This window comes from Klebsiella quasivariicola (genome assembly GCF_002269255.1).
Classification (GTDB): domain Bacteria; phylum Pseudomonadota; class Gammaproteobacteria; order Enterobacterales; family Enterobacteriaceae; genus Klebsiella; species Klebsiella quasivariicola.
In genome coordinates this window covers 5,450,425-5,471,845 of sequence record NZ_CP022823.1, presented here as the reverse complement: position 1 = coordinate 5,471,845, position 21,421 = coordinate 5,450,425, and the positions used below count along the sequence as shown (strand labels likewise).

At 54.7% G+C, this 21,421-nt stretch carries 20 protein-coding genes; 12 read left to right on the top strand and 8 right to left on the bottom strand.

Translation table 11 applies throughout. The features are described 5' to 3' along the window. Positions 1–20: 20 nt before the first annotated feature. From glnG to glnA, 3 genes are all read right to left on the bottom strand, one after another. Complete coding sequence (glnG, locus tag B8P98_RS27505; RefSeq protein ID WP_025710906.1) at positions 21–1,430, bottom strand: nitrogen regulation protein NR(I); 1,410 nt, start codon at positions 1,428–1,430, stop codon at positions 21–23. 8 nt (positions 1,431–1,438) lie between these two features. Continuing rightward, positions 1,439–2,488, bottom strand: coding sequence for a nitrogen regulation protein NR(II) (glnL, locus tag B8P98_RS27500; protein ID WP_008807910.1), 1,050 nt, complete (start codon positions 2,486–2,488; stop codon positions 1,439–1,441). Between the two features lie 188 nt (positions 2,489–2,676). Next, positions 2,677–4,086 (bottom strand): glutamate--ammonia ligase, encoded by a 1,410-nt coding sequence (glnA, locus tag B8P98_RS27495; protein WP_004203622.1) that lies wholly within the window; start codon positions 4,084–4,086, stop codon positions 2,677–2,679. A gap of 378 nt (positions 4,087–4,464) precedes the next feature. Here glnA and typA point away from each other — a divergent pair, with 378 nt between their 5' ends. The 8 genes from typA to fabY all read left to right on the top strand — a co-directional run bounded on the left by typA (position 4,465) and on the right by fabY (position 12,572). Next, complete coding sequence (gene typA / locus B8P98_RS27485) at positions 4,465–6,288, top strand: ribosome-dependent GTPase TypA (protein WP_002882755.1); 1,824 nt, start codon at positions 4,465–4,467, stop codon at positions 6,286–6,288. Between the two features lie 198 nt (positions 6,289–6,486). Beyond that, on the top strand, positions 6,487–7,197 hold the full coding sequence (locus B8P98_RS27480; protein WP_095033599.1) for a GntR family transcriptional regulator: 711 nt from the start codon (positions 6,487–6,489) through the stop codon (positions 7,195–7,197). 7 nt (positions 7,198–7,204) lie between these two features. Beyond that, positions 7,205–8,185 carry a sugar phosphate isomerase/epimerase family protein gene (locus B8P98_RS27475; RefSeq protein ID WP_095033598.1) on the top strand — a complete coding sequence of 327 codons (981 nt, stop codon included), beginning with the start codon at positions 7,205–7,207 and terminating at the stop codon, positions 8,183–8,185. Between the two features lie 100 nt (positions 8,186–8,285). After that, positions 8,286–9,548, top strand: a complete 1,263-nt coding sequence (locus B8P98_RS27470) for an MFS transporter (protein WP_095033597.1) — start codon at positions 8,286–8,288, stop codon at positions 9,546–9,548. 150 nt (positions 9,549–9,698) lie between these two features. Continuing rightward, the gene (gene yihX / locus B8P98_RS27465) at positions 9,699–10,298 is read left to right on the top strand and encodes a glucose-1-phosphatase (protein ID WP_095033596.1); all 600 of its coding nucleotides are present in this window, start codon (positions 9,699–9,701) and stop codon (positions 10,296–10,298) included. After that, the gene (locus B8P98_RS27460) at positions 10,292–11,152 is read left to right on the top strand and encodes a virulence factor BrkB family protein (RefSeq protein WP_025710911.1); all 861 of its coding nucleotides are present in this window, start codon (positions 10,292–10,294) and stop codon (positions 11,150–11,152) included. Before yihX ends, B8P98_RS27460 begins: the two co-directional genes overlap by 7 nt. Continuing rightward, a complete protein-coding gene (gene dtd, locus B8P98_RS27455; protein WP_004203627.1) occupies positions 11,149–11,586 on the top strand; it encodes a D-aminoacyl-tRNA deacylase in 438 nt (145 codons plus the stop codon). The genes B8P98_RS27460 and dtd overlap by 4 nt, the downstream gene beginning before the upstream one ends. Before the next feature lie 44 nt (positions 11,587–11,630). Continuing rightward, a complete protein-coding gene (gene fabY / locus B8P98_RS27450) occupies positions 11,631–12,572 on the top strand; it encodes a fatty acid biosynthesis protein FabY (protein WP_025710912.1) in 942 nt (313 codons plus the stop codon). A 13-nt stretch (positions 12,573–12,585) separates the two neighbouring features. On the opposite strand, the gene B8P98_RS27445 is transcribed toward fabY, so the two are convergent. Further along, positions 12,586–13,503, bottom strand: coding sequence for an alpha/beta hydrolase (locus B8P98_RS27445; protein ID WP_095033595.1), 918 nt, complete (start codon positions 13,501–13,503; stop codon positions 12,586–12,588). A gap of 204 nt (positions 13,504–13,707) precedes the next feature. On the opposite strand from B8P98_RS27445, the gene B8P98_RS27440 reads away from it, so the two are divergent. Together B8P98_RS27440 and B8P98_RS27435 are read left to right on the top strand one after the other, a co-directional pair. Beyond that, complete coding sequence (locus tag B8P98_RS27440; protein ID WP_025710914.1) at positions 13,708–13,950, top strand: ribbon-helix-helix domain-containing protein; 243 nt, start codon at positions 13,708–13,710, stop codon at positions 13,948–13,950. Further along, positions 13,950–14,324 (top strand): type II toxin-antitoxin system VapC family toxin, encoded by a 375-nt coding sequence (locus B8P98_RS27435; protein ID WP_025710915.1) that lies wholly within the window; start codon positions 13,950–13,952, stop codon positions 14,322–14,324. Before B8P98_RS27440 ends, B8P98_RS27435 begins: the two co-directional genes overlap by 1 nt. Before the next feature lie 37 nt (positions 14,325–14,361). Here the strand turns inward: B8P98_RS27435 and fdhE are convergent, their stop codons facing one another. Genes fdhE through fdnG form a run of 4 tightly spaced genes read right to left on the bottom strand, consistent with a single transcriptional unit; the run spans position 14,362 to position 19,885 of the window. After that, on the bottom strand, positions 14,362–15,291 hold the full coding sequence (fdhE, locus tag B8P98_RS27430) for a formate dehydrogenase accessory protein FdhE (RefSeq protein WP_025710916.1): 930 nt from the start codon (positions 15,289–15,291) through the stop codon (positions 14,362–14,364). Next, positions 15,288–15,923, bottom strand: a complete 636-nt coding sequence (gene fdoI / locus B8P98_RS27425) for a formate dehydrogenase cytochrome b556 subunit (RefSeq protein WP_008807902.1) — start codon at positions 15,921–15,923, stop codon at positions 15,288–15,290. Before fdoI ends, fdhE begins: the two co-directional genes overlap by 4 nt. Further along, entirely contained in the window at positions 15,920–16,822 is a 903-nt protein-coding gene (gene fdxH, locus B8P98_RS27420) for a formate dehydrogenase subunit beta (protein WP_002882822.1), read from the bottom strand. The genes fdoI and fdxH overlap by 4 nt, the downstream gene beginning before the upstream one ends. A gap of 12 nt (positions 16,823–16,834) precedes the next feature. Then, positions 16,835–19,885 (bottom strand): formate dehydrogenase-N subunit alpha, encoded by a 3,051-nt coding sequence (gene fdnG / locus B8P98_RS27415; protein WP_136025569.1) that lies wholly within the window; start codon positions 19,883–19,885, stop codon positions 16,835–16,837. Positions 19,886–20,041: 156 nt separating this feature from the next. Between fdnG and fdhD the strand changes: the two genes are divergently transcribed. Beyond that, positions 20,042–20,878: a formate dehydrogenase accessory sulfurtransferase FdhD gene (gene fdhD, locus B8P98_RS27400; RefSeq protein ID WP_002882828.1), complete on the top strand. Its 837-nt coding sequence runs from the start codon at positions 20,042–20,044 to the stop codon at positions 20,876–20,878. A 128-nt stretch (positions 20,879–21,006) separates the two neighbouring features. Continuing rightward, complete coding sequence (locus tag B8P98_RS27395) at positions 21,007–21,219, top strand: YdgH/BhsA/McbA-like domain containing protein (RefSeq protein WP_002882830.1); 213 nt, start codon at positions 21,007–21,009, stop codon at positions 21,217–21,219. Positions 21,220–21,421: the final 202 nt, after the last annotated feature.

Sequence of the window (21,421 nt, the reverse complement as noted above, 5' to 3'; positions counted from 1 at the left end):
TTTCATCACGCCGTTAATCACTACTCCATGCCCAGCTCTTTTAGCTTACGTGTCAGGGTATTACGCCCCCATCCCAGCAGGCGCGCAGCCTCCTGTTTGTGCCCCTGAGTATGGCGCAGGGCGGTCGTCAGCAGCGTGCGTTCCATTTCGGGTTGCGCTTCGGAGAGCAGGTTTTGATGACCGGAGCGCAGCGCCCGATCGGCCCACTGGCCCAGCAGCGTCGCCCAGCTGTCGGGCTGCATTTGCGTCGGGCTGTCCGGGACCGTGGTCTCAAACAGTTCGCTCGGTAGATCCTGCGTCAGCACCTCCTGGCCGGCGGCCATGACGGTGAGCCAGCGACAGGTATTTTCCAGCTGACGGACGTTGCCCGGCCACGCCAGGCGGGTCAGCGCCGTCTCCGTTTCCGGATGCAACTGCTTGGCTTCAACGCCCAGCTCGCGGGCGGCTATCTGCAGGAAATGGCGGGCCAGACGCGGAATATCTTCCCGGCGCTCGCGCAGCGGCGGCAAATGCACCCGGATGACGTTCAGGCGGTGGAATAAATCTTCCCGGAATTTCCCCTCCTGCACCCGCTGCTCCAGATTCTGGTGGGTGGCGGCGATGATCCGCACATCAACCTTCACCGGCGCGTAGCCGCCCACACGATAAAACTGGCCATCCGCCAGCACGCGCAGCAGACGAGTCTGGACATCAAGCGGCATATCGCCAATTTCATCCAGGAATAGCGTGCCGCCATCAGCCTGTTCGAAGCGTCCCTGGCGGACGGTATTGGCGCCGGTAAAGGCTCCTTTTTCATGCCCGAACAGTTCAGACTCGATCAGGTCCTTGGGGATCGCCGCCATATTAAGCGCGATAAACGGCGCTTTCGCGCGCGGGCTATGACGATGCAGGGCATGAGCGACCAGCTCTTTACCGGTACCGGATTCACCATTGATCAATACGCTGATGGATGAGCGCGACAAGCGGCCAATAATGCGAAAGACATCCTGCATAGCCGGCGCTTCGCCAATGATATCGGCGGTTGGGCTACTTATCGGCGCATTTCGCGGCTGCTGTTGCTCTTGATAGTGGCTAATCGCCCGGTCGACCAGGGCGACGGCTTCATCAATATCAAAAGGTTTGGGCAGATAATCAAACGCGCCTTGCTGATAAGCGCTGACCGCAGCGTCCAGATCGGAATGCGCGGTCATTATGATGACCGGAAGCATTGGATGACGCTGCTTAATTTGTTTGAGCAGCGCCAGACCATCCATTCCCGGCATACGGATATCTGACAGCAGGACATCCGGGGTTTTGGTGGTGAGGGCATCTAGCACCTCATTGCCGCTTTCGAACGTTGTGCAGCTCAAGCCGGCTCCGGTGAGCGCGCGTTCAAGCACCCAGCGGATGGAGCTATCGTCATCAACGATCCAGGCTATCCCTCGTTGCATAAACACCTCTACTTCCGAATAGGCAGGTATACCGAAAATTCGGTATGACCCGGCCAGCTGGTGAATTCAATTTTGCCGGAGTGCTGATCGATAAGGCTGCGGGCGATCGATAAACCCAGACCGGTACCGCCTTCGCGGCCGCTGACCATCGGATAAAACAGCGTATCCTGAAGATGGGGCGGAATACCCGGGCCATTATCTTCAACGTCAATACGGGCGGCGAGGCGATAACGCACCCCGTGCAGCGTCAGCTGGAAAGCAGTGCGGGTGCGGAGAACAATTTCGCCCCCTTCCGGCCCCAGCGCCTGCAGCGCATTACGGACGATGTTCAGCAACACCTGTTCAATTTGATCCGGGTCGTGGGGTAGCTCTGGTAGGCTGGGGTCGTAATCGCGGATCAACTTCACGTTGTCCGGTAACTCCATGGAGACCAGTTTCACTACCCGCTCGGCGACTTTGTGGATGCTTTCGGTAACGTGCATACCCGGATGCTGTGGCCCAAGCAGGCGGTCGACCAGATTTCTCAGCCGATCGGCTTGCTCAATGATCACTTTGGTATATTCCGTTAGCGCCGGGTCGGGCAGGGCTTTGCTGAGCAGCTGTGCCGCGCCGCGCAGGCCACCTAACGGGTTTTTTATCTCATGTGCCAGGCCGCGGACCAGATCGCGGGCGGCGACCTGCTGCGCGTGCTGCAGCTGCTCCTGGCTCAGGCGGCGCTGGTTATCCATCGGCGCCATTTCCAGCAGAATAAAGCCTTCCGGTAGCCGCTGGGCGGTCAGCGACAGGATGTGCGAGCGGCCATCGATAACCAGCGTGACTTCGTTATCGGTAAATCCCTGGCCCGCCTGCAGACTCTCCTGCATCAGCCCAATATTCAGTGAGAAATAGCTCAACAGCTCAGGTAACGGGGTGCCAAACAGCTTGCGCGAACTCTGCGCCAGCAGCTGCTGCGCCGCAGGGTTGGCAAAGTGCACCGCCAGGTCATCATCGACCAGTAAAATACTGTTGATAAGAGAGTTAAGGATCTGCCCAGCATCGGGCAGTGTGCCTGTTGCCATTCGACAGTCTCCTGAAAATGAGTGCACCAATTTAGTGCAGTATAGCTTTTTAGCGGTAAAAAGCTCGCGAGATCAGCGTGTTGGTGGAGAAAAAAGCCCATCCTGAGATGGGCTGAAAGTTTCCACGGCAACAAAATATCCCGGGCATCCCGCGCCACAACACGACATACCCTGGATTTACAGCAAAATTAGACGCTGTAGTACAGTTCGAACTCAACCGGATGCGGCGTCATGCGTACACGGTCGTTCTCTTCCAGACGCAGGGCGATGTAGGCATCGATAGCGTCATTGGTGAACACGCCGCCAGCGGTCAGGAACTCGCGGTCAGCATCCAGGGCCTGCAGGGCTTCTTCCAGAGAGCCTGCAACCTGCGGGATCTCTTTCGCTTCTTCCGGCGGCAGGTCATACAGGTTTTTGTCCATTGCTTCGCCCGGATGGATTTTGTTCTTGATACCATCAAGGCCAGCCATCAGCAGCGCCGCAAAGCACAGGTACGGGTTGGCAGCCGGGTCCGGGAAACGCACTTCGATACGACGCGCTTTCGGAGAGGTTACTACCGGAATACGGATAGAGGCAGAGCGGTTACGGGCAGAGTAAGCCAGCATAACCGGCGCTTCGTAACCCGGGACCAGACGCTTGTAGGAGTTGGTGGTCGGGTTCGCCAGGGCGTTGATGGCTTTAGCGTGTTTGATGACGCCGCCGATGTAGAACAGCGCCTGCTCAGACAGACCAGCGTATTTGTCGCCGGAGAACAGGTTAGTCCCGTTTTTCGCCAGAGACATATGGCAGTGCATGCCGGAGCCGTTATCGCCGAACATTGGTTTCGGCATAAAGGTCGCGGTTTTACCGAAGCGGTGAGCGACGTTGTGAACAACGTATTTGTAAATCTGAATTTCGTCCGCTTTTTTGGTCATGGTGTTGAAGCGGGTTGCCACTTCGTTCTGACCTGCGGTAGCCACTTCGTGGTGGTGAGCTTCAACAACCAGGCCCATCTCTTCCATGATCATACACATGGTGGAACGGATATCCTGAGAAGAGTCTACTGGCGGAACCGGGAAGTAACCCCCTTTCACGCCCGGACGGTGACCTTTGTTACCGCCTTCGTATTTGGTGGAGGAGTTCCACGCACCTTCGATGTCATCGATCGCGACATGGGAGCCGGAGATAGAGGCGCCAAAACGGATGTCGTCGAACAGGAAGAATTCTGGTTCTGGCCCGAACAGGACGGTGTCAGCGATGCCAGTGGCGCGCAGGTACTCTTCAGCGCGTTTCGCGATGGAGCGCGGGTCACGGTCATAGCCCTGCAGGGTGCCTGGCTCGAGGATATCGCAGCGGATGATCAGGGTCGGTTCTTCGTAGAACGGGTCAATGACCGCGGTGGACGCGTCCGGCATCAGGACCATGTCAGATTCGTTGATACCTTTCCAGCCACCAATCGAGGAGCCATCAAACATTTTGCCTTCTTCGAAGAATTCGGCATTTACCTGATGAGACGGAATCGTGACGTGCTGTTCTTTACCTTTGGTATCGGTGAAGCGCAGATCGACAAACTTCACTTCGTGCTCGTTCAGCATCGTCAAAACGTGTTCAGCGGACATACTTAAACTCTCCCGGATTGGTCATTGTCGTCGTGGTAACGAAAACTTCATACTGCTTAAAAGTGGCGTTGTTGCCTTAAAAAATATAAAGCGAAATCTGTGCCAACTTTTAAATGCCCCATAAAACGCTGTATCATGCGCACCATAGTGCAAAAGGACTGCACCATGATGGAGATAATGCACCAAAATAGTGCCTCAGTGTGAACATTGAGCACCATTTTGGTGCAATTTTTGTTACGGTGCCCTTTTATCGCTCCGTGAAAGCGGTCACAAAGAAACTCTGCAATACTTGTTTGCGGAGGATGTTTGTGATCCTGTTCAGTCCTTCGCTTAATACGTGTACAATAACGCGCTATTTCTAATGCCTGAGGCAAAGTTGTGATCGAAAATCTGCGTAATATCGCCATCATCGCGCACGTTGACCATGGTAAAACTACCCTGGTTGACAAGCTGCTACAGCAATCCGGTACGTTCGACGCACGTACTGAAGCACAAGAACGTGTGATGGACTCCAACGATTTGGAGAAAGAGCGTGGGATTACCATCCTCGCTAAAAACACCGCAATCAAATGGAATGATTACCGTATCAACATCGTTGATACCCCAGGGCACGCCGACTTCGGAGGTGAAGTTGAGCGTGTTATGTCCATGGTTGACTCTGTGCTGCTGGTGGTAGATGCCTTTGATGGCCCGATGCCGCAAACGCGCTTCGTGACCAAAAAAGCTTTTGCCCACGGTCTGAAGCCGATCGTGGTCATTAACAAAGTTGACCGCCCGGGCGCGCGTCCGGATTGGGTTGTCGATCAGGTGTTCGACCTGTTCGTTAACCTCGACGCGACCGACGAACAGCTGGACTTCCCGATCGTTTACGCGTCCGCGCTGAACGGTATCGCCGGTCTGGACCACGAAGACATGGCTGACGACATGACCCCGCTGTATCAGGCGATTGTCGATCGCGTGCCGGCGCCGGACGTTGACCTTGACGGCCCGCTGCAGATGCAGATCTCCCAGCTGGACTACAACAACTACGTTGGCGTCATCGGCATCGGCCGCATCAAACGCGGTAAAGTGAAGCCGAACCAGCAGGTCACTATCATCGATAGCGAAGGCAAAACCCGTAACGGTAAAGTTGGTAAAGTGCTGACTCACCTGGGTCTTGAGCGTATCGAGAGCGACGTAGCTGAAGCGGGCGACATCATCGCGATCACCGGTCTGGGTGAGCTGAACATCTCCGACACCATCTGCGACCCGCAGAATGTCGAAGCGCTGCCGGCCCTGTCCGTTGATGAGCCGACCGTTTCCATGTTCTTCAACGTCAACACCTCTCCGTTCTGCGGTAAAGAAGGTAAGTTCGTTACCTCTCGCCAGATCCTGGACCGTCTGAACAAAGAGCTGGTGCACAACGTGGCGCTGCGCGTTGAAGAAACCGAAGACGCTGACGCGTTCCGCGTTTCCGGCCGTGGTGAACTGCACCTGTCTGTTCTGATTGAAAACATGCGTCGTGAAGGTTTCGAGATGGCGGTTTCCCGTCCGAAAGTTATCTTCCGCGAAATCGATGGCCGTAAACAAGAGCCGTTCGAGAACGTGACGCTGGACGTCGAAGAGCAGCACCAGGGTTCTGTCATGCAGGCGCTGGGCGAGCGTAAAGGCGACCTGAAAAACATGAATCCGGACGGTAAAGGCCGCGTACGTCTCGACTACGTGATCCCAAGCCGCGGTCTGATCGGCTTCCGTTCAGAATTCATGACCATGACCTCCGGTACCGGTCTGCTGTACTCCACCTTCAGTCACTACGACGACGTTCGTCCGGGCGAAGTGGGCCAGCGTAACAACGGCGTGCTGATCTCCAACGGTCAGGGTAAAGCGGTAGCGTTCGCGCTGTTCGGTCTGCAGGATCGCGGTAAGCTGTTCCTCGGTCACGGTGCGGAAGTTTACGAAGGCCAGATCATCGGTATTCACAGCCGCTCTAACGACCTGACCGTAAACTGCCTGACCGGTAAGAAACTGACCAACATGCGTGCGTCCGGTACTGACGAAGCCACGGTTCTGGTTCCGCCGGTTAAGATGACCCTGGAACAGGCTCTGGAGTTCATCGATGACGACGAACTGGTAGAAGTCACTCCGACCTCTATCCGTATCCGTAAACGTCACCTGACCGAGAACGACCGTAAACGCGCGATGCGCGGTGCAAAAGAAGAGTAATTTTTCTTTTCTTTGTTCGCTAAACCCCGCCTCTCCGGCGGGGTTTTTTTATGGGCGGAATCTGCTTATCGTCGTACTGTCTCCGGGATCCCGAGAGAGCTCGGTCACATTTATATCTAAAGTTTGCGCGAGGAATTGCTTTCTTTTTTTACGGAAGAGTAAGATGAGTCATCTGGTTTAAACCAAATGGATTAAACAATGACTGAAAATCTCTCCACTGTCGAAAATGCGAAAGAGAAACTGGATCTGTGGCTTAAGCAAGGGCTGACGGTTGCGGGGGGGAAACTGCCGTCAGAAAGAGAGCTTGGTGAGTTACTGGGCATCAAACGGATGACGCTGCGTCAGGCGCTGCTCGGCCTGGAAGCGGAATCGAGGATTTTTCGTAAAGACCGTAAAGGATGGTTTGTCGCCCAGCCGCGTTTTAACTATAGCCCTGAGCTCTCCGCGAGCTTTCAGCGGGCCGCCATTGAGCAGGGCAGAGAACCCTCATGGGGCTTTTTTGAGAAACAGCGTACCCGAGAGTATCCCGACGTTGCTAAGCCCCTGCTCGCAGCAACCCCGGCTGATGATTTATATCTGGTGACCGGCTGGGGAGCGCTGGAAGGGCATAAAGTTTTCTACCACGAGACCTTTATCAATCCTAACGTCGCGCCAGGTTTTATTGACAGACTTAAGAACCAGTCTTTTTCCTCCGTTTGGGAGCGTGAATATCACAAACCTGTCGTCATTAAAAAGCTGGCCTTTCGACCCGTAAGAATGTCGGGAGAGGTGAGCAAATTTATCGGCGGCTCTGCGGGCCTGCCAGCCATCCTGATTGAAAAACACCGTGCCGATAGTGAAGGTAATATTGTGCAGATAGATCTCGAATACTGGCGATTTGAAGCTGTGGATCTCTTTATTAACTTGTAGGTATTTTATGGTCACTAAAGATAACGCCGGGAAGATCCTTTCCCGTATTGATAATATACCGCTCTACCTTCATGCCTATGCCTATCATTTGAATATGCGGCTTGAACGTATTTTACCGAATGATTTGCTGAACATCGCAGACAGCCTGCATTTAAAGGGGGTGAAAATACATGTTCTTGATGGCGAGCGTTACTCGCTGAGCAATATGAATGATATCCAGTTAGCCGAGTTTGGTGATAAAGCAAAATCGTTGCAGCTGGATATTCATATCGAGACCAGTGCCTCCGATAAACCGACTATCGATCAGGCCGTTACTATCGCCTTAAAAACAGGCGCATCCTCCGTTCGCTTTTATCCTCGTTATGAAGGGCATTTACACGACGTTATTGAAAAAATCGCCTTCGATATTCAATATATTAAAAAAGCATATAGCCATACCGGCCTGACGTTCACCCTTGAGCAACATGAAGATCTGAAAAGCGTTGAACTGGTGAATTTAATTAAACACAGCGAGATGCCATCTCTATCGCTCCTTTTTGACTTTGCCAATATGATCAACGCCAATGAACGACCGCTTGAGGCGTTAGCGTTGATGTCACCTTACATTACGCAGGTTCATATTAAAGATGCTTGTATTATTGCTGAGAACGGTGGGCTTGGGCATCGGGCCTGTAACTCAGGCCAGGGCGATATGCCATTTAAGGCGCTGCTGACGAAATTAATTTGCCTTGGCGATGACCAGCCGCAGGTCATCGCGTATGGCCTGGAAGAGGAGGTGGATTACTATGCTCCCCCGTTCCGGTTTGCCACGGAAGGTGACAACCCGTGGATCCCGTGGCGGCAGATGAGCGAAACCCCACTGCCTGACGCTGACCAGCTTGAAGAACGACTGCTGAAAGAAAAGCAGGATGCAATTGCGCAGTTGAAATATGTCGAAGATACTTTGCAAATAATAAAAGACGAAGCGCTTGCCGTACTGGCACACTAAATTTATCGATAATTCGTTATACCGGAACATCATTTTTAATAAATGATGATGGTTTGTTATATTCCTTAAACCAAATGATGTTAAATCATTAGGGGAACCTATGCTCACGAAAAAGAAATGGGCTATATTCAGTTTATTAACCCTGTGCGGCGGCACCATTTATAAACTGCCTTCACTGAAAGATGCCTTTTATATTCCCATGCAGGACTATTTTCATCTGACTAATGGCCAGATAGGTAATGCCATGTCGGTGAACTCCTTGGTGACCACGATTGGTTTTTTCTTGTCAATTTACTTTGCCGATAAGCTTCCTCGCCGTTACACCATGTCATTGTCACTGATTGCGACAGGTTTATTAGGAATTTACCTGACGACGATGCCTGGATATTGGGGGGTTCTCTTCGTTTGGGCCTTATTTGGTGTCACCTGCGATATGATGAACTGGCCGGTGTTATTAAAGTCGGTGAGTCGGCTGGGTAACAGCGAACAGCAGGGGCGATTATTTGGTTTCTTTGAAACCGGACGGGGGATTGTCGACACGATTATTGCTTTCTCTGCCCTGGCTATTTTCACCTGGTTTGGTAGCGGTTTGCTGGGTTTTAAAGCCGGGATCTGGTTCTACGCTCTCATCGTGATTGTTGTCGGGATCATGCTGTTTTTTATGCTGAAAGAAAAGGATGAGGATGCGCCTGAGAAAACTATCGCCGAGAGCGCGACAGAGAAAAGTAGCATCTCTTCGGTATTAAAAGATAGAACCATCTGGCTCATCGCGTTCAACGTCTTCTTCGTTTACGCCGTTTACTGTGGACTTACTTTCTTTATCCCCTTCCTGAAAAATATCTACCTGTTGCCGGTGGCGCTGGTGGGCGCCTACGGCATCATTAATCAGTATTGTTTAAAAATGGTTGGCGGACCGATTGGCGGCCTGATAGCCGATAAAATCCTTAAGTCGCCTAGCAAATATCTCTTCTATACCTTCTGTGTCAGTACCGTGGCCTTAGTCGCGTTAATATTGTTGCCCCATGAAAGTATGCCGGTCTATCTGGGCATGATCTGCACCCTCGGATTTGGCGCGATTGTGTTTACGCAGCGAGCGGTATTCTTTGCTCCGATCGGGGAAGCAAAAATCGCTGAAAACCGGACAGGCGCAGCCATGGCGCTGGGGAGCTTTATAGGCTATGCGCCGGCCATGTTCTGCTACAGCCTGTACGGCTACATTCTTGACCTCAACCCAGGTCTGGCAGGCTACAAGATAGTCTTTGGCATCATGGCGGGCTTTGCGCTCTGCGGCGCGTTCGTTTCGGTCATGTTAGTGAAACGAATTAGCGGTGGCAGGAAAACGCTGCGCGCTGCGACTGAATAACCCCCCACCTCATTTTGTTTATTCAAAGCCGCGCTATGCGGCTTTGTTCGTCAGGGGCTGGCGACCCACGCGGTTGTTTCAGGTTTATGCATAGTCAAACCTCATCTTTCCCGCTAAAGTTAATTTTCCACGGCGCGGAAGGAGACAAAAATGCTCTATATCTTTGATTTAGGTAATGTGATTGTCGACATTGACTTCAACCGGGTATTGGGAGCCTGGAGTGATTTAACCCGCATCCCGCTGGCGACGCTTAAGCAACATTTCACCATGGGAGAGGCTTTCCATCAGCATGAGCGCGGCGAGATCAGCGATGAAGACTTTGCCGCTGCCATGTGTCATGAAATGAATATGTCCCTCAGCTATGAGCAGTTTGCTCACGGTTGGCAGGCGGTATTCGTCGCGCTGCGCCCGGAGGTGATCACCATCATGCATAAACTTCGTGCCCAGGGGCATCGGGTAGTGGTGCTCTCCAATACCAACCGTCTGCACACCACGTTCTGGCCTGATGAATACCCGGAAGTGCGTGCTGCCGCCGATCGCATCTATCTCTCACAGGAGATGGGAATGCGTAAGCCTGAAGCGCAAATTTATCAGCGAGTACTGGAAGAAGAGAGCTTTTCCGCCGCAGATACGGTCTTTTTTGATGATAACGTCGATAATATAGCAGGGGCCAACCGGTTGGGGATCACCAGTATTCTGGTGACCGGGAAGAAGACCATCCCTGACTATTTCGCGAAACAGCTATGCTAAAAACCGTTCAGCAAAAATTACTCCACCATACCCGGCCGCTGCTAGCGTGGCTTAAGCTGCTGTGGCGGCGCATTGATGAAGACCATATGACCACCCTGGCGGGGAACCTCGCCTATGTGTCATTACTTTCCCTGGTGCCGCTGATAGCCGTCGTGTTCGCGCTGTTTGCGGCCTTTCCCATGTTTTCTGAAGTCAGCGTACAGATCCGCCACTTTATCTTCGCCAATTTTATTCCGGCGACCGGGGATGTTATTCAGGGCTATATTGAGCAGTTCGTGGCCAATTCCAGCCGTATGACCGCTGTGGGTGCGTTTGGCCTGATTGTCACCTCGCTGCTGCTGATGTACTCCATCGACAGTGCGCTAAACACCATCTGGCGCAGCACGCGCAGCCGTCCCAAAATTTACTCTTTTGCCGTCTACTGGATGATCCTGACCCTCGGCCCGCTGCTGGCGGGCGCGAGTTTGGCGATCAGTTCCTATCTGCTGTCGCTGCGCTGGGCGAGCGATCTGGACGGTGTGATTGATAATCTGCTCCGCCTCTTCCCGCTGATCCTTTCCTGGGCAGCGTTCTGGCTGCTCTACAGTATTGTGCCGACCACCCAGGTGCGTAACCGCGATGCGGTGATCGGGGCGCTGGTGGCGGCGTTGCTGTTTGAGGCAGGTAAAAAAGCATTTGCCCTCTATATCACTACCTTTCCGTCCTACCAGTTAATTTATGGCGTGATTTCGGTGGTACCGATTTTGTTCGTCTGGGTGTACTGGACCTGGTGTATCGTCTTGCTTGGCGCTGAAATTACTGTCACTCTCGGTGAATACCGCAAACTTAAAACAGAAGAAACAGAACAACCATGATTGCATTAATTCAACGCGTATCCCGTGCAAGCGTTACCGTGGCGGATGAAGTGACGGGCGAAATCGGCCCGGGGCTTCTGGTGCTGCTGGGCGTCGAGAAAGACGATGATGAACAAAAGGCGAATCGCCTCTGTGAACGAGTGCTGGGCTACCGCATCTTTAGCGATGCGGAGGGTAAAATGAACCTGAATGTCCAGCAGGCGGGCGGCAGCGTGCTGGTGGTTTCGCAATTTACGCTGGCGGCGGATACCGAGAGGGGGATGCGGCCGAGCTTTTCGAAAGGTGCAGCACCGGACCGCGCCGAGGCGCTATATGAGTATTTCGTCGCCCGCTGTCGCCAGCAGGAAATGAACACCCAGACCGGAAGATTCGCTGCGGATATGCAGGTTTCTTTGGTCAATGATGGTCCCGTGACCTTTTGGTTGCAGGTATGACCCAGCTTCCGGGCAGGCTGCGGGTAACAAAAGAGAGTACGACTATGTATCACCTTCGTGTACCGCAAACAGCAGAAGAGTTAGAGAGCTACTACCAGTTCCGCTGGGAGATGCTGCGTAAGCCGCTGCATCAGCCTAAAGGATCGGAACGCGACGCCTGGGATGCGATGGCGCATCATCAGATGGTGGTGGATGAAGAGGGCAATCTGGTTGCCGTCGGTCGGCTATATATCAATGCGGAGAATGAAGCGTCTATTCGCTTTATGGCCGTTCATCCCTCGGTGCAGGATAAAGGGCTCGGGACGCTGATGGCGATGACCCTCGAGTCCGTCGCGCGCCAGGAAGGGGTGAAGCGGGTTACCTGTAGCGCCCGCGAAGATGCAGTGGAGTTTTTCTCTAAGCTGGGCTTTGTCAATCAGGGGGAGATCACTACCCCAACCACCACGCCGATCCGCCATTTTCTGATGATTAAACCGGTCGCGTCGCTGGACGATATTTTGCATCGCGGCGACTGGTGCGCGCAGCTCCAGCAGGCGTGGTATCAGCACATTCCGCTGAGTGAAAAAATGGGTGTACGCATTCAGCAGTACACCGGGCAGAAATTTATTACCACCATGCCGGAAGCGGGGAACCAGAATCCGCACCATACGCTGTTTGCCGGCAGCCTGTTTTCGCTCGCCACCTTAACCGGCTGGGGACTTATCTGGCTGATGCTGCGCGAGCGGCACCTGGGGGGTACCATCATTCTGGCGGATGCGCATATCCGTTACAGTCAGCCCATTAGCGGCCGCCCCAGCGCCATCGCCGACCTGGGATCGCTGAGCGGCGACCTCGACCGCCTGGCGCGGGGGCGTAAAGCCCGCGTGCAAATGCAGGTGGAGCTTTTTGGCGACGATAAACAAGGCGCCGTTTTCGAGGGGATCTACATCGTGCTGCCGGCGAAGCCCTTTGGCTCGTACGAAGAGGGTGGCAACGAAGAAGAGTAAGCGCCTGCGGCAGTTATCGTCCTGACGATGCCACGCGCCAGGCGATATCCCGCATGGCATCACGCGCGGCGTTGCTGACGCCTCCCAGCTGAAAGAAGCCGTGGATCACCCCCAGATAGCGCTGGCAGGAACTCTCCACCCCTTGCTCCGTCAGCCTTCGGTACAGCGCTTCTCCCTCATCGCGCAAAGGGTCAAATTCGGCCGTCAGGATATGAACCGGTGGCAGACCGTGAAAATCGTCGCGCCACAGCGGACTGGCTTCCGGATGGGTAGCGGGTGTGGCCGCTAAATACATTTCGTAGCCGCTCAGCAGTGTGTCCCGGGTAATGATGTAATCCTCGCCGTTGCTGGCGTAGCTTTCCATGCTGGCGGTAGCGTCGAGCATCGGGTAAATCAGGATAAGCTGCGCAGGTTGCCATGCTCCCGCCGCTTTCAGGCGCAAAGCCGTGACCAGGGCAAGGTGGCCGCCGGCGCTGTCGCCGGCCAGCGTGATGCGCGCCGCGTCAACGCCAAGCTGCTGCGCATACCGATGGATAATGTTGGCGCCTCGTTCCGCATCATCGTGCGCCGCCGGAAAAGGGTACTCCGGGGCCAGGCGATACTGCATGGCGATCACCCGGCACCCACTGAACCAGGCAAGCTGGCGCAATTGATTGTCATGGGTGGCAAAGCCGCCACTCACAAAACAGCCGCCGTGGTAATACACCATGGTGGGTAGCAAGCCGTTGCTTCTTGGCGGCGAGACGACGCGCAAGGTCATGCCATCGAGCGTAATGTCTTCAACCTGTACCCGCGTTTCCATTGCCCCGGCGAGAACGGTGCTGGCGAGATAGCCGTTTCTCCGGTCATCAATACTCTGTTCTCGCGATGATGGCCGCCCCGCAGCAATAAACTCCTCAACCAGCGAAGCAATACCTTTTTCCAACGTCATGGTAAGTCCCTTTTACTGGATTAATATCCAGTGTTATAGCCTGGTTTATGCGAAAAAGATATACCGAATAAAGCCGCGATCGCATTCTGGAAAGCGGCTCGCAAAAGCGTATTTCTCAACAGAGATCTGCTTCTTCTTAGCTTTTATCGGGTGTAATTTGCTCGTTATCTGAACGCTGATGATATACTGGAGGTATATATGAGCATGCTGGCTGAAAGCGATATGGGCAGAATTCTTCTCGATTTACCAGACGATGTCATCAAACGGCTGGATGACCTCAAAGCGCAGCGTAATCTTCCGCGAGCGGAGCTGTTACGTGAAGCCGTTGAACAATATCTGGAGAAGCAGGATCGGGCTAAAGAGAGCATTTCAGGCGCCCTCGGCCTGTGGCAAGGCTGCGAAGAAGACGGCGTTGAATACCAACGTAAACTGCGCGAGGAGTGGTAATGGTTAAGGGCGTCGCGCTATTTGATACTAATATTCTCATTGATTTATTTAGCGGGCGGCGTGAAGCCAAGGAGGCGTTAGAGTCCTGGCCGTCGCAGAATGCAATTAGTTTAATTACCTGGATGGAGGTCATGGTTGGCGCCAAAAAGTATCACCAGGAGCAGCGTACGCGGATTGCCTTGAGCTCTTTTAACATCATTGATGTTTCGCATGAGATTGCTGAACGAAGCGTCGATCTGCGACATGAGTATCGCATGAAACTGCCGGACGCCATTATCCTGGCGACGGCGCGGGTTCATCGTCTTGAACTGATTACACGGAATACGAAGGATTTTGCAGGCATTCCCGGCGTGCTCACACCGTATGAATTATAACGGGCGACCTGAGCCGCCCGTTATAGTAGCGCAGAACTTACTCCCCTTCGCCAGGGAACATGAACGGGTTAATCGAGCTTCTGGCGAAGCCTTCCTGTTCCATGCGGGCGTCGAGCACCAGGGATGCCAAATCGTCGGCGACGACTTCGACTTTCGGATCCTTCTCCTGATACATAATCTTCAGGTAGGTTCCGCAGTCGCCACAGCTTTCGGCTTTCACCGCCGCCTGCTCGTTGTCCAGCGACCAGTAGTGCAGGTCGCGGCTCTGTTCACAGTTACTGCACTTGACGCGCACCACGTGCCACTCGGTTTCGCACAGGTTGCAGTGCAGATAGCGCAGCCCCTGAGTGGTGCCGATCTGCACGATACTGGAGACTGGCATCGAGCCGCACACCGGGCAAAACTGCCGTTGTTCTCCATATTCGGCGCGCGCTTTTCCTGGGATCAGACTGGCCATCTGCGCCCAGTAGAGCGACAGCGCGGCCCAGATAAACGGCGCTTTGTCGCTACTGACGGAGGCGAAATCGGAAACAAACAGCGCGCTGGCCATCTGCTCCAGCTCCTGCTCAGAGGCTTTTTCCAGATTCTCAATGACCGCCAGCGCCGGGCCGCTCATCTCCGGCTTCAGCTCGGCAATCAGCGAGTGCAGCAGCTTGTGCCAGTGCTTGTCGCGCGGCAGAACGTGGATATCCAGCGGCGGTTTACCCTGTTCGCTGGCCGCTTTAATGCGGGCAGTGAGATCCATCTGCAGCGGATGGTCGTACAGCACCACTTCCTGGGCATGGGCAATCAGTGCGGCAAAGCGCAGGTAATCGCCCAGCGGGTTATCGGCGGCCAGCTCGCGCAGGCGTTCAGCGCGGCGGTTGTACAGATTTTTCAGCCTGGGGAACAGTAACGGCGGAATTGCTTCCGCCGTGCGTTTCTCGCTCGAACCCAGCTCGTCTTGCGGGATTATGCGAATACTCATTCAGATGACTTTTCCTGTTTCTGGCGGACCTCTCGGTACCAGCGCGGGTGATGTTTCTTCGCCCACGTTTTGGTAACCCAGCCTTCCACCATCGCGGTAATGGTGCCTTTCACCCAGAGGGCGGCGTAGATATGCACCATGATAACCACAATTAACGCCACTGCGGCAAATGAATGCAGCATCAGCGCAAATCGGATCACCGGGATTGAGAAAGCCGGCGCAAAATACGGACGCCAGATGATCACACCGCTCACCAGCAGCAGTACCAGCAAAATAATCGCCGCCCAGAACACGCATTTCTGGCCGAAGTTATAGCGCCCGGTATCGCCTACCTCCTCGTTGACGACGATCTTACGAATATTCTTCGCCCAAAAGATATCATCCCGATTGATTAGGTTGTGGTGCCAGTAACGGAAAAACATGATGATAAACGACGCGAACATCACCACCCCGACGAACGGGTGGAGAATACGCGCCAGCTGCGGCGTGCCGAGAATATGCATCAGCCAGTTAAAGGACGGGAAGAAAAAGCCTAACCCGCTCACCGCCGCCAGGACGAAGCAGAAGGCGGTGACCCAGTGGTTGATGCGTTCCGGCGCCGTGTAGCGCACGATGGTGTCACGTCTTTTCATTTGCGCACCTCGTCTTTCTCTTCATGCAGATTGTCCTCTTCCTCTTCCGCGCGGTTCGGACCGACGCCGACGTAGTGGAAGATACTGGCTGCGAAGGTCGCGGCGAAGCCGACGGCCGCCAGCGGTTTCCAGATGCCTTTCCAGAACTTCACGGTCTGGCTGATCTCCGGATTCTCCGGCAGGCCATGGTACAGATTCGGTTTGTCGGCGTGGTGCAGCACGTACATGACGTGGGTGCCGCCGACGCCGGCCGGATCGTACAGGCCCGCATTGTCGTAACCGCGGGTTTTCAGCTCAGCCACGCGTTCGCCGGCCAGCGTTTTCATATCCTCTTTGGAGCCAAAGTGGATTGCGCCGGTCGGGCAGGTTTTCACGCAGGCTGGTTCCTGGCCGACGGTCACACGGTCTACGCACAGCGTACATTTGTAGACGCGGTTGTCTTCCGGGTTCAGACGCGGTACATCAAACGGGCAACCTGCGATGCAGTAGCCGCAGCCGATGCACTGCTCGGACTGAAAGTCGACGATACCGTTGGCGTACTGAATGATCGCGCCTTCTGACGGGCAGGCCTTCAGGCAGCCCGGGTCAGCGCAATGCATGCAGCCATCCTTGCGGATAAGCCATTCCAGCTTGTCGTTTTGCTCTACTTCCGAGAAGCGCATCACCGTCCATGACTTGGCGGTCAGGTCCGCCGGATTGTCATACACCCCGACGTTGTGACCGACTTCATCACGAATATCGTTCCATTCGGAGCAGGCCACCTGACAGGCTTTGCAGCCGATACAGGTGGTGACGTCGATAAGCTTCGCCACCTCCTGCTGGTGGTCCCGCGCCTGAGGCGCGGGGGTGAAACCGTTAGTCGCGGAACGACGAATAATATCTTGCGATTGATAAGCCATAAGTCGTCTCCGTTACACCTTTTCCACGTTCACGAGGAAAGCTTTGAACTCCGGCGTCTGCGTGTTCGCATCACCGACGAACGGCGTCAGCGTGTTGGCAATAAAGCCTTTTTTCGCCACACCTTCATAGCCCCAGTGAATAGGAATGCCGATGGTATCGATATCCTTACCGTCAACTTTCAGCGTGCGAATACGCTTGGTCACCACCGCCTTGGCTTTGATATAGCCGCGGTTGGAGGAAACTTTCACGGTATCGCCGTGACCGATGCCGAGCTTATTCGCCAGTTTTTCACCGATCTCCACAAACTGCTCCGGCTGTGCGATAGCGTTGAGCAGCGCATGCTTGGTCCAGTAGTGGAAGTGCTCGGTCAGACGGTATGTGGTGCCGACGTACGGGAACTTCTCGGCCTTACCCATCTGCTCGAGATCGCCTTTAAAGACGCGAGCGGCCGGGTTAGAGACCACGTTCGGGTGCAACGGGTTGGTTCCGAGCGGCGTTTCAAATGGCTCGTAGTGTTCCGGGAACGGTCCTTCCGCCATCTTATCGATAGCGAACAGACGGCCCATCCCTTCCGGCTGCATGATAAACGGACCGACATCGCTGCCAGGCGCGGCGGCGCTATAGTCCGGAATATCCACGCCGCCCCATTTGGCGCCGTCCCACTTCAGCAACTGCCGCTTCGCATCCCACGGTTTACCCTGCGGGTCCGCGGAGGCGCGGTTATACAGAATGCGGCGGTTCAGCGGCCATGCCCAGGCCCAGCCCAGCGTATTGCCGAGACCGGATGGATCGGCGTTATCGCGGCGCGCCATCTGGTTGCCTTCCGGCGTCCAGCTCCCGGCGAAGATCCAGCAGCCGCTGGAGGTGGTGCCGTCATCGCGCAACTGGGCAAAGGAGCTAAGCTGTTGGCCTTTCTTGACGATCACCGCCCCGGTTGCCGGGTCGATAATATCCGCCAGCGCTTTACCGTTGCTCTCCATCGCCACTTCTTCCGATGCCGGTTCGTGCGGTGTGGAGTAGTTCCACGTCATGTTGAGCACCGGCTCTGGCGCTGGGCCGCCTTCTTCGGCATACATCTTACGCAGGCGTGAGAATATACCGGCGAGTATTTCACCATCGGTGACGGCAATCCCCGGGGCATCAGCGCCTTTCCAGTGCCATTGCAGCCAGCGGCCGGAGTTGACGATAGACCCGTTCTCTTCGGCGAAGCAGGTACATGGCAGACGGAACACTTCGGTCTGGATTTTCGCCGGATCAACATCGTTGGACTCACCGTGGTTTTGCCAGAAGGTGGACGTTTCGGTGTTGAGCGGATCGATGGTCACCAGGAACTTCAGTTTCGACAGAGAAGCCACAACCTTGTTTTTGTTCGGGAATGACGCCACCGGGTTAAAGCCCTGGCAAATATAGCCATTCACTTTGCCCTGATTCATCATCTCGAAGTACTGCAGAACGTCGTAGCTCTTATCCCATTTCGGCAGCCAGTCATAACCCCAGCTGTTTTCTGCGGTGGCTTTGTCACCGAAGAAAGCTTTCATCATCGAGACGAAGAACTTCGGATAGTTGCCCCAGTAGTTGACCTGATCTTTCAGCAGCGGTTTCGGCGTGTTGGCCGCCAGGTAGGTCTGCAGATCGGCCTGCTTTTCGTTCGGCAGCGACATGTAGCCTGGCAGGCTGGTGGAGAGCAGGCCGAGGTCGGTCAGACCCTGGATATTGGAGTGACCGCGCAGGGCGTTGACGCCACCGCCTGCCATCCCCATGTTGCCGAGCAGCAGCTGGATCATCGCCATGGTGCGGATGTTCTGTGCGCCGATGGAGTGCTGGGTCCAGCCGAGAGCATACAGGAACGACGCGGTCTTATCCGGCGCGCTGGTTTCGGCAATGTATTCACAGACTTTGAGGAAGTCAGCCTTCGGCGTACCACAGATATTTTCGACCACATCCGGGGTATAACGGGAGACGTGCTGTTTCAGCAGGTTCCAGACGCAGCGCGGATGTTGCAGCGTAGTATCGCGTTTGGCGAAGCCGTTTTCGTCCAGCTCATAGTTCCAGCTGGTTTTGTCGTACTGGCGTTTTTCTGCGTTATAGCCGCTGAACAGCCCGTCGTCGAAGCTATAGTCCTCACGCACGATCAGGCTGGCGTTGGTGTAGGCTTCGGTGTATTCGCGGTTGAATTTTTCGTTATTCAGCAGATACAGGATCACGCCCGACAGGAAGGTAATGTCGGTACCGGAACGAATCGGGGTATAGAAATCAGCCACCGACGCCGTACGCGTAAAGCGCGGATCGATAACGATGAGCTTGGCGCCGTTATGAATTTTGGCTTCCATCGCCCAGCGGAACCCCACCGGATGCGCTTCTGCGGCGTTACCGCCCATCACTACGACCAGGTTGGCGTTTTTAATATCAACCCAGTGGTTGGTCATCGCACCGCGACCAAATGTTGGAGCAAGACTTGCTACCGTTGGTCCGTGTCAGACACGCGCCTGGTTATCCACCGCCAGCATCCCGAGGGCGCGGGTGAATTTTTGCGTTAAATAGCCGGTTTCGTTACTGGAGGCGGAGGCGCACAGCATCCCGGTAGTCAACCAGCGGTTGACGGTGGTGCCGGCGTCGTTTTGCGCGATAAAGTTGGCGTCGCGGTCCTCTTTCATCAGCTTGGCGATGCGATCGAACGCTTCGTCCCAACTGATTTGCTGCCATTTATCGGAGCCTGGCGCGCGATATTCCGGGAATTTCAGGCGGCTTTCAGAATGGATAAAGTCCACCAGACCAGCCCCTTTCGGACAGAGCGCACCACGGTTGACCGGATGATCCGGATCGCCTTCGATATGGAAAATGGATGCTTTGGCGTTTTTCGCGCCGTCGCCGAGGCTATACATCAACAGCCCACAGCCGACAGAACAGTATGTGCAGGTGTTACGGGTTTCGCGCGTGCGCAGCAATTTGTACTGCCGTGTCTCCGCGAGCGCAGTTGCCGGGGCAAAGCCCAGCGCTGCTGCCGTGGTTCCCGCCATACCGCCAGCGCAGATCTTAAAGAACTGCCTTCTGCTGACCTGCATGGTTCGCTCCTTGTTTCGACATTGTCACATGTAGTTATTTGCTTTGCGGTGAAGGCCGCAAAGGTTCAGAATTAGGGCAAATTTCCCTCATTCCTGAAGGGATAAAAACAGAATACCACATTGTGTGTATGCCTGTTCCAATACGGTTAAAGCAAAGTGAACAAGAAGCCTCTCGAACAAATCAAAAATGTGACGAATGTCACAGGATATCGCCAGGTCTCCCTCTGGAAACGCGAGGATCTGCAACACCCTCAGCCAGATGAGTTAGCGGAAGAGGTGCCCGTCGCGCTGGTCTACAACGGTATCTCCCACGTGGTGATGATGGCCTCCCCGAAAGATCTGGAGCAATTCGCCGTCGGCTTCTCCTTATCCGAAGGGATTATCGAGCACCGGCGGGAGATTTTCGGCATGGACGTGGTAGCGGTGTGCAACGGCCTTGAGGTGCAGATTGAGCTCTCCAGCCGGCGTTTTATGGGCCTCAAAGCCCGGCGTCGCGCGCTGGCCGGGCGCACCGGCTGCGGCGTATGCGGCGTCGAGCAGCTCAATGATATTGGTAAGCCGGTCCAGCCGCTGCCGTTCACTCAGTCGTTCGATTTAGCCAATCTCGATCAGGCCCTGGCGCATCTTAACGACTTTCAACCGGTTGGCCGGCTCACCGGCTGTACTCACGCGGCCGCGTGGGTCCGGTTGACGGGCGAACTGGCGGGGGGGTTTGAAGACGTTGGCCGGCATGTCGCCCTGGATAAATTGCTGGGCCGGCGGGCGGAAGTCGGCGAGGGGTGGCAGCATGGCGCCGCGCTGGTCTCCAGCCGCGCCAGCTATGAAATGGTGCAGAAGGCGGCGATGTGCGGCGTCGAGATCCTGTTCGCGGTCTCGGCGGCCACCACCTTAGCAGTGGAAGTTGCCGAGCGCTGCAATCTGACGCTGGTGGGCTTTTGCAAGCCGGGCAGGGCGACAGTTTACACCCATCCGCAGCGTTTAATTGCGGGTTAAATATTGGTCAATAAATTTGAACAATGACAGCAAATCCTTCCGCTTTTTGTTTAGCGATGTGCGGGATACTATTTAACACATCAAGGCACAGCGCCTTATCTAAACAACTAAATGAAAGGGTTTATATCATGAAAAGCATCAAAACTTTTGTCGCAGTAATCGCTATGGCCGCCTCTTTCGCTTCCTTCGCTGCTGAAACCGTGACCGCAACCGCCTCCACAATGGACGGCGCGGAAGCGAAAATCGCCGCACAGGCGCAGGCTGCCGGCGCTTCGTCTTACAAAATCACCGAAGCGTTTACCGGCAACCGCGTGCATATGACTGCCGAACTGAACAAATAAGCGTATAGCAACTGTCGAAAGAGCGCCTCAGGGCGCTTTTTTTGTTTTCGTTTTCCGCTTCCCGTCTCTGCGAAATTTGCCAATATTTTCCTCTGCTACGAAAAAAATGTGGCAGTAATCACGTTTCCGTTCTTTTCTTAAATCCTCCTTTTTATGGCAAAGGAAAGGTCAGCACGCCTGAATATCTCGATTTTTTAACGCC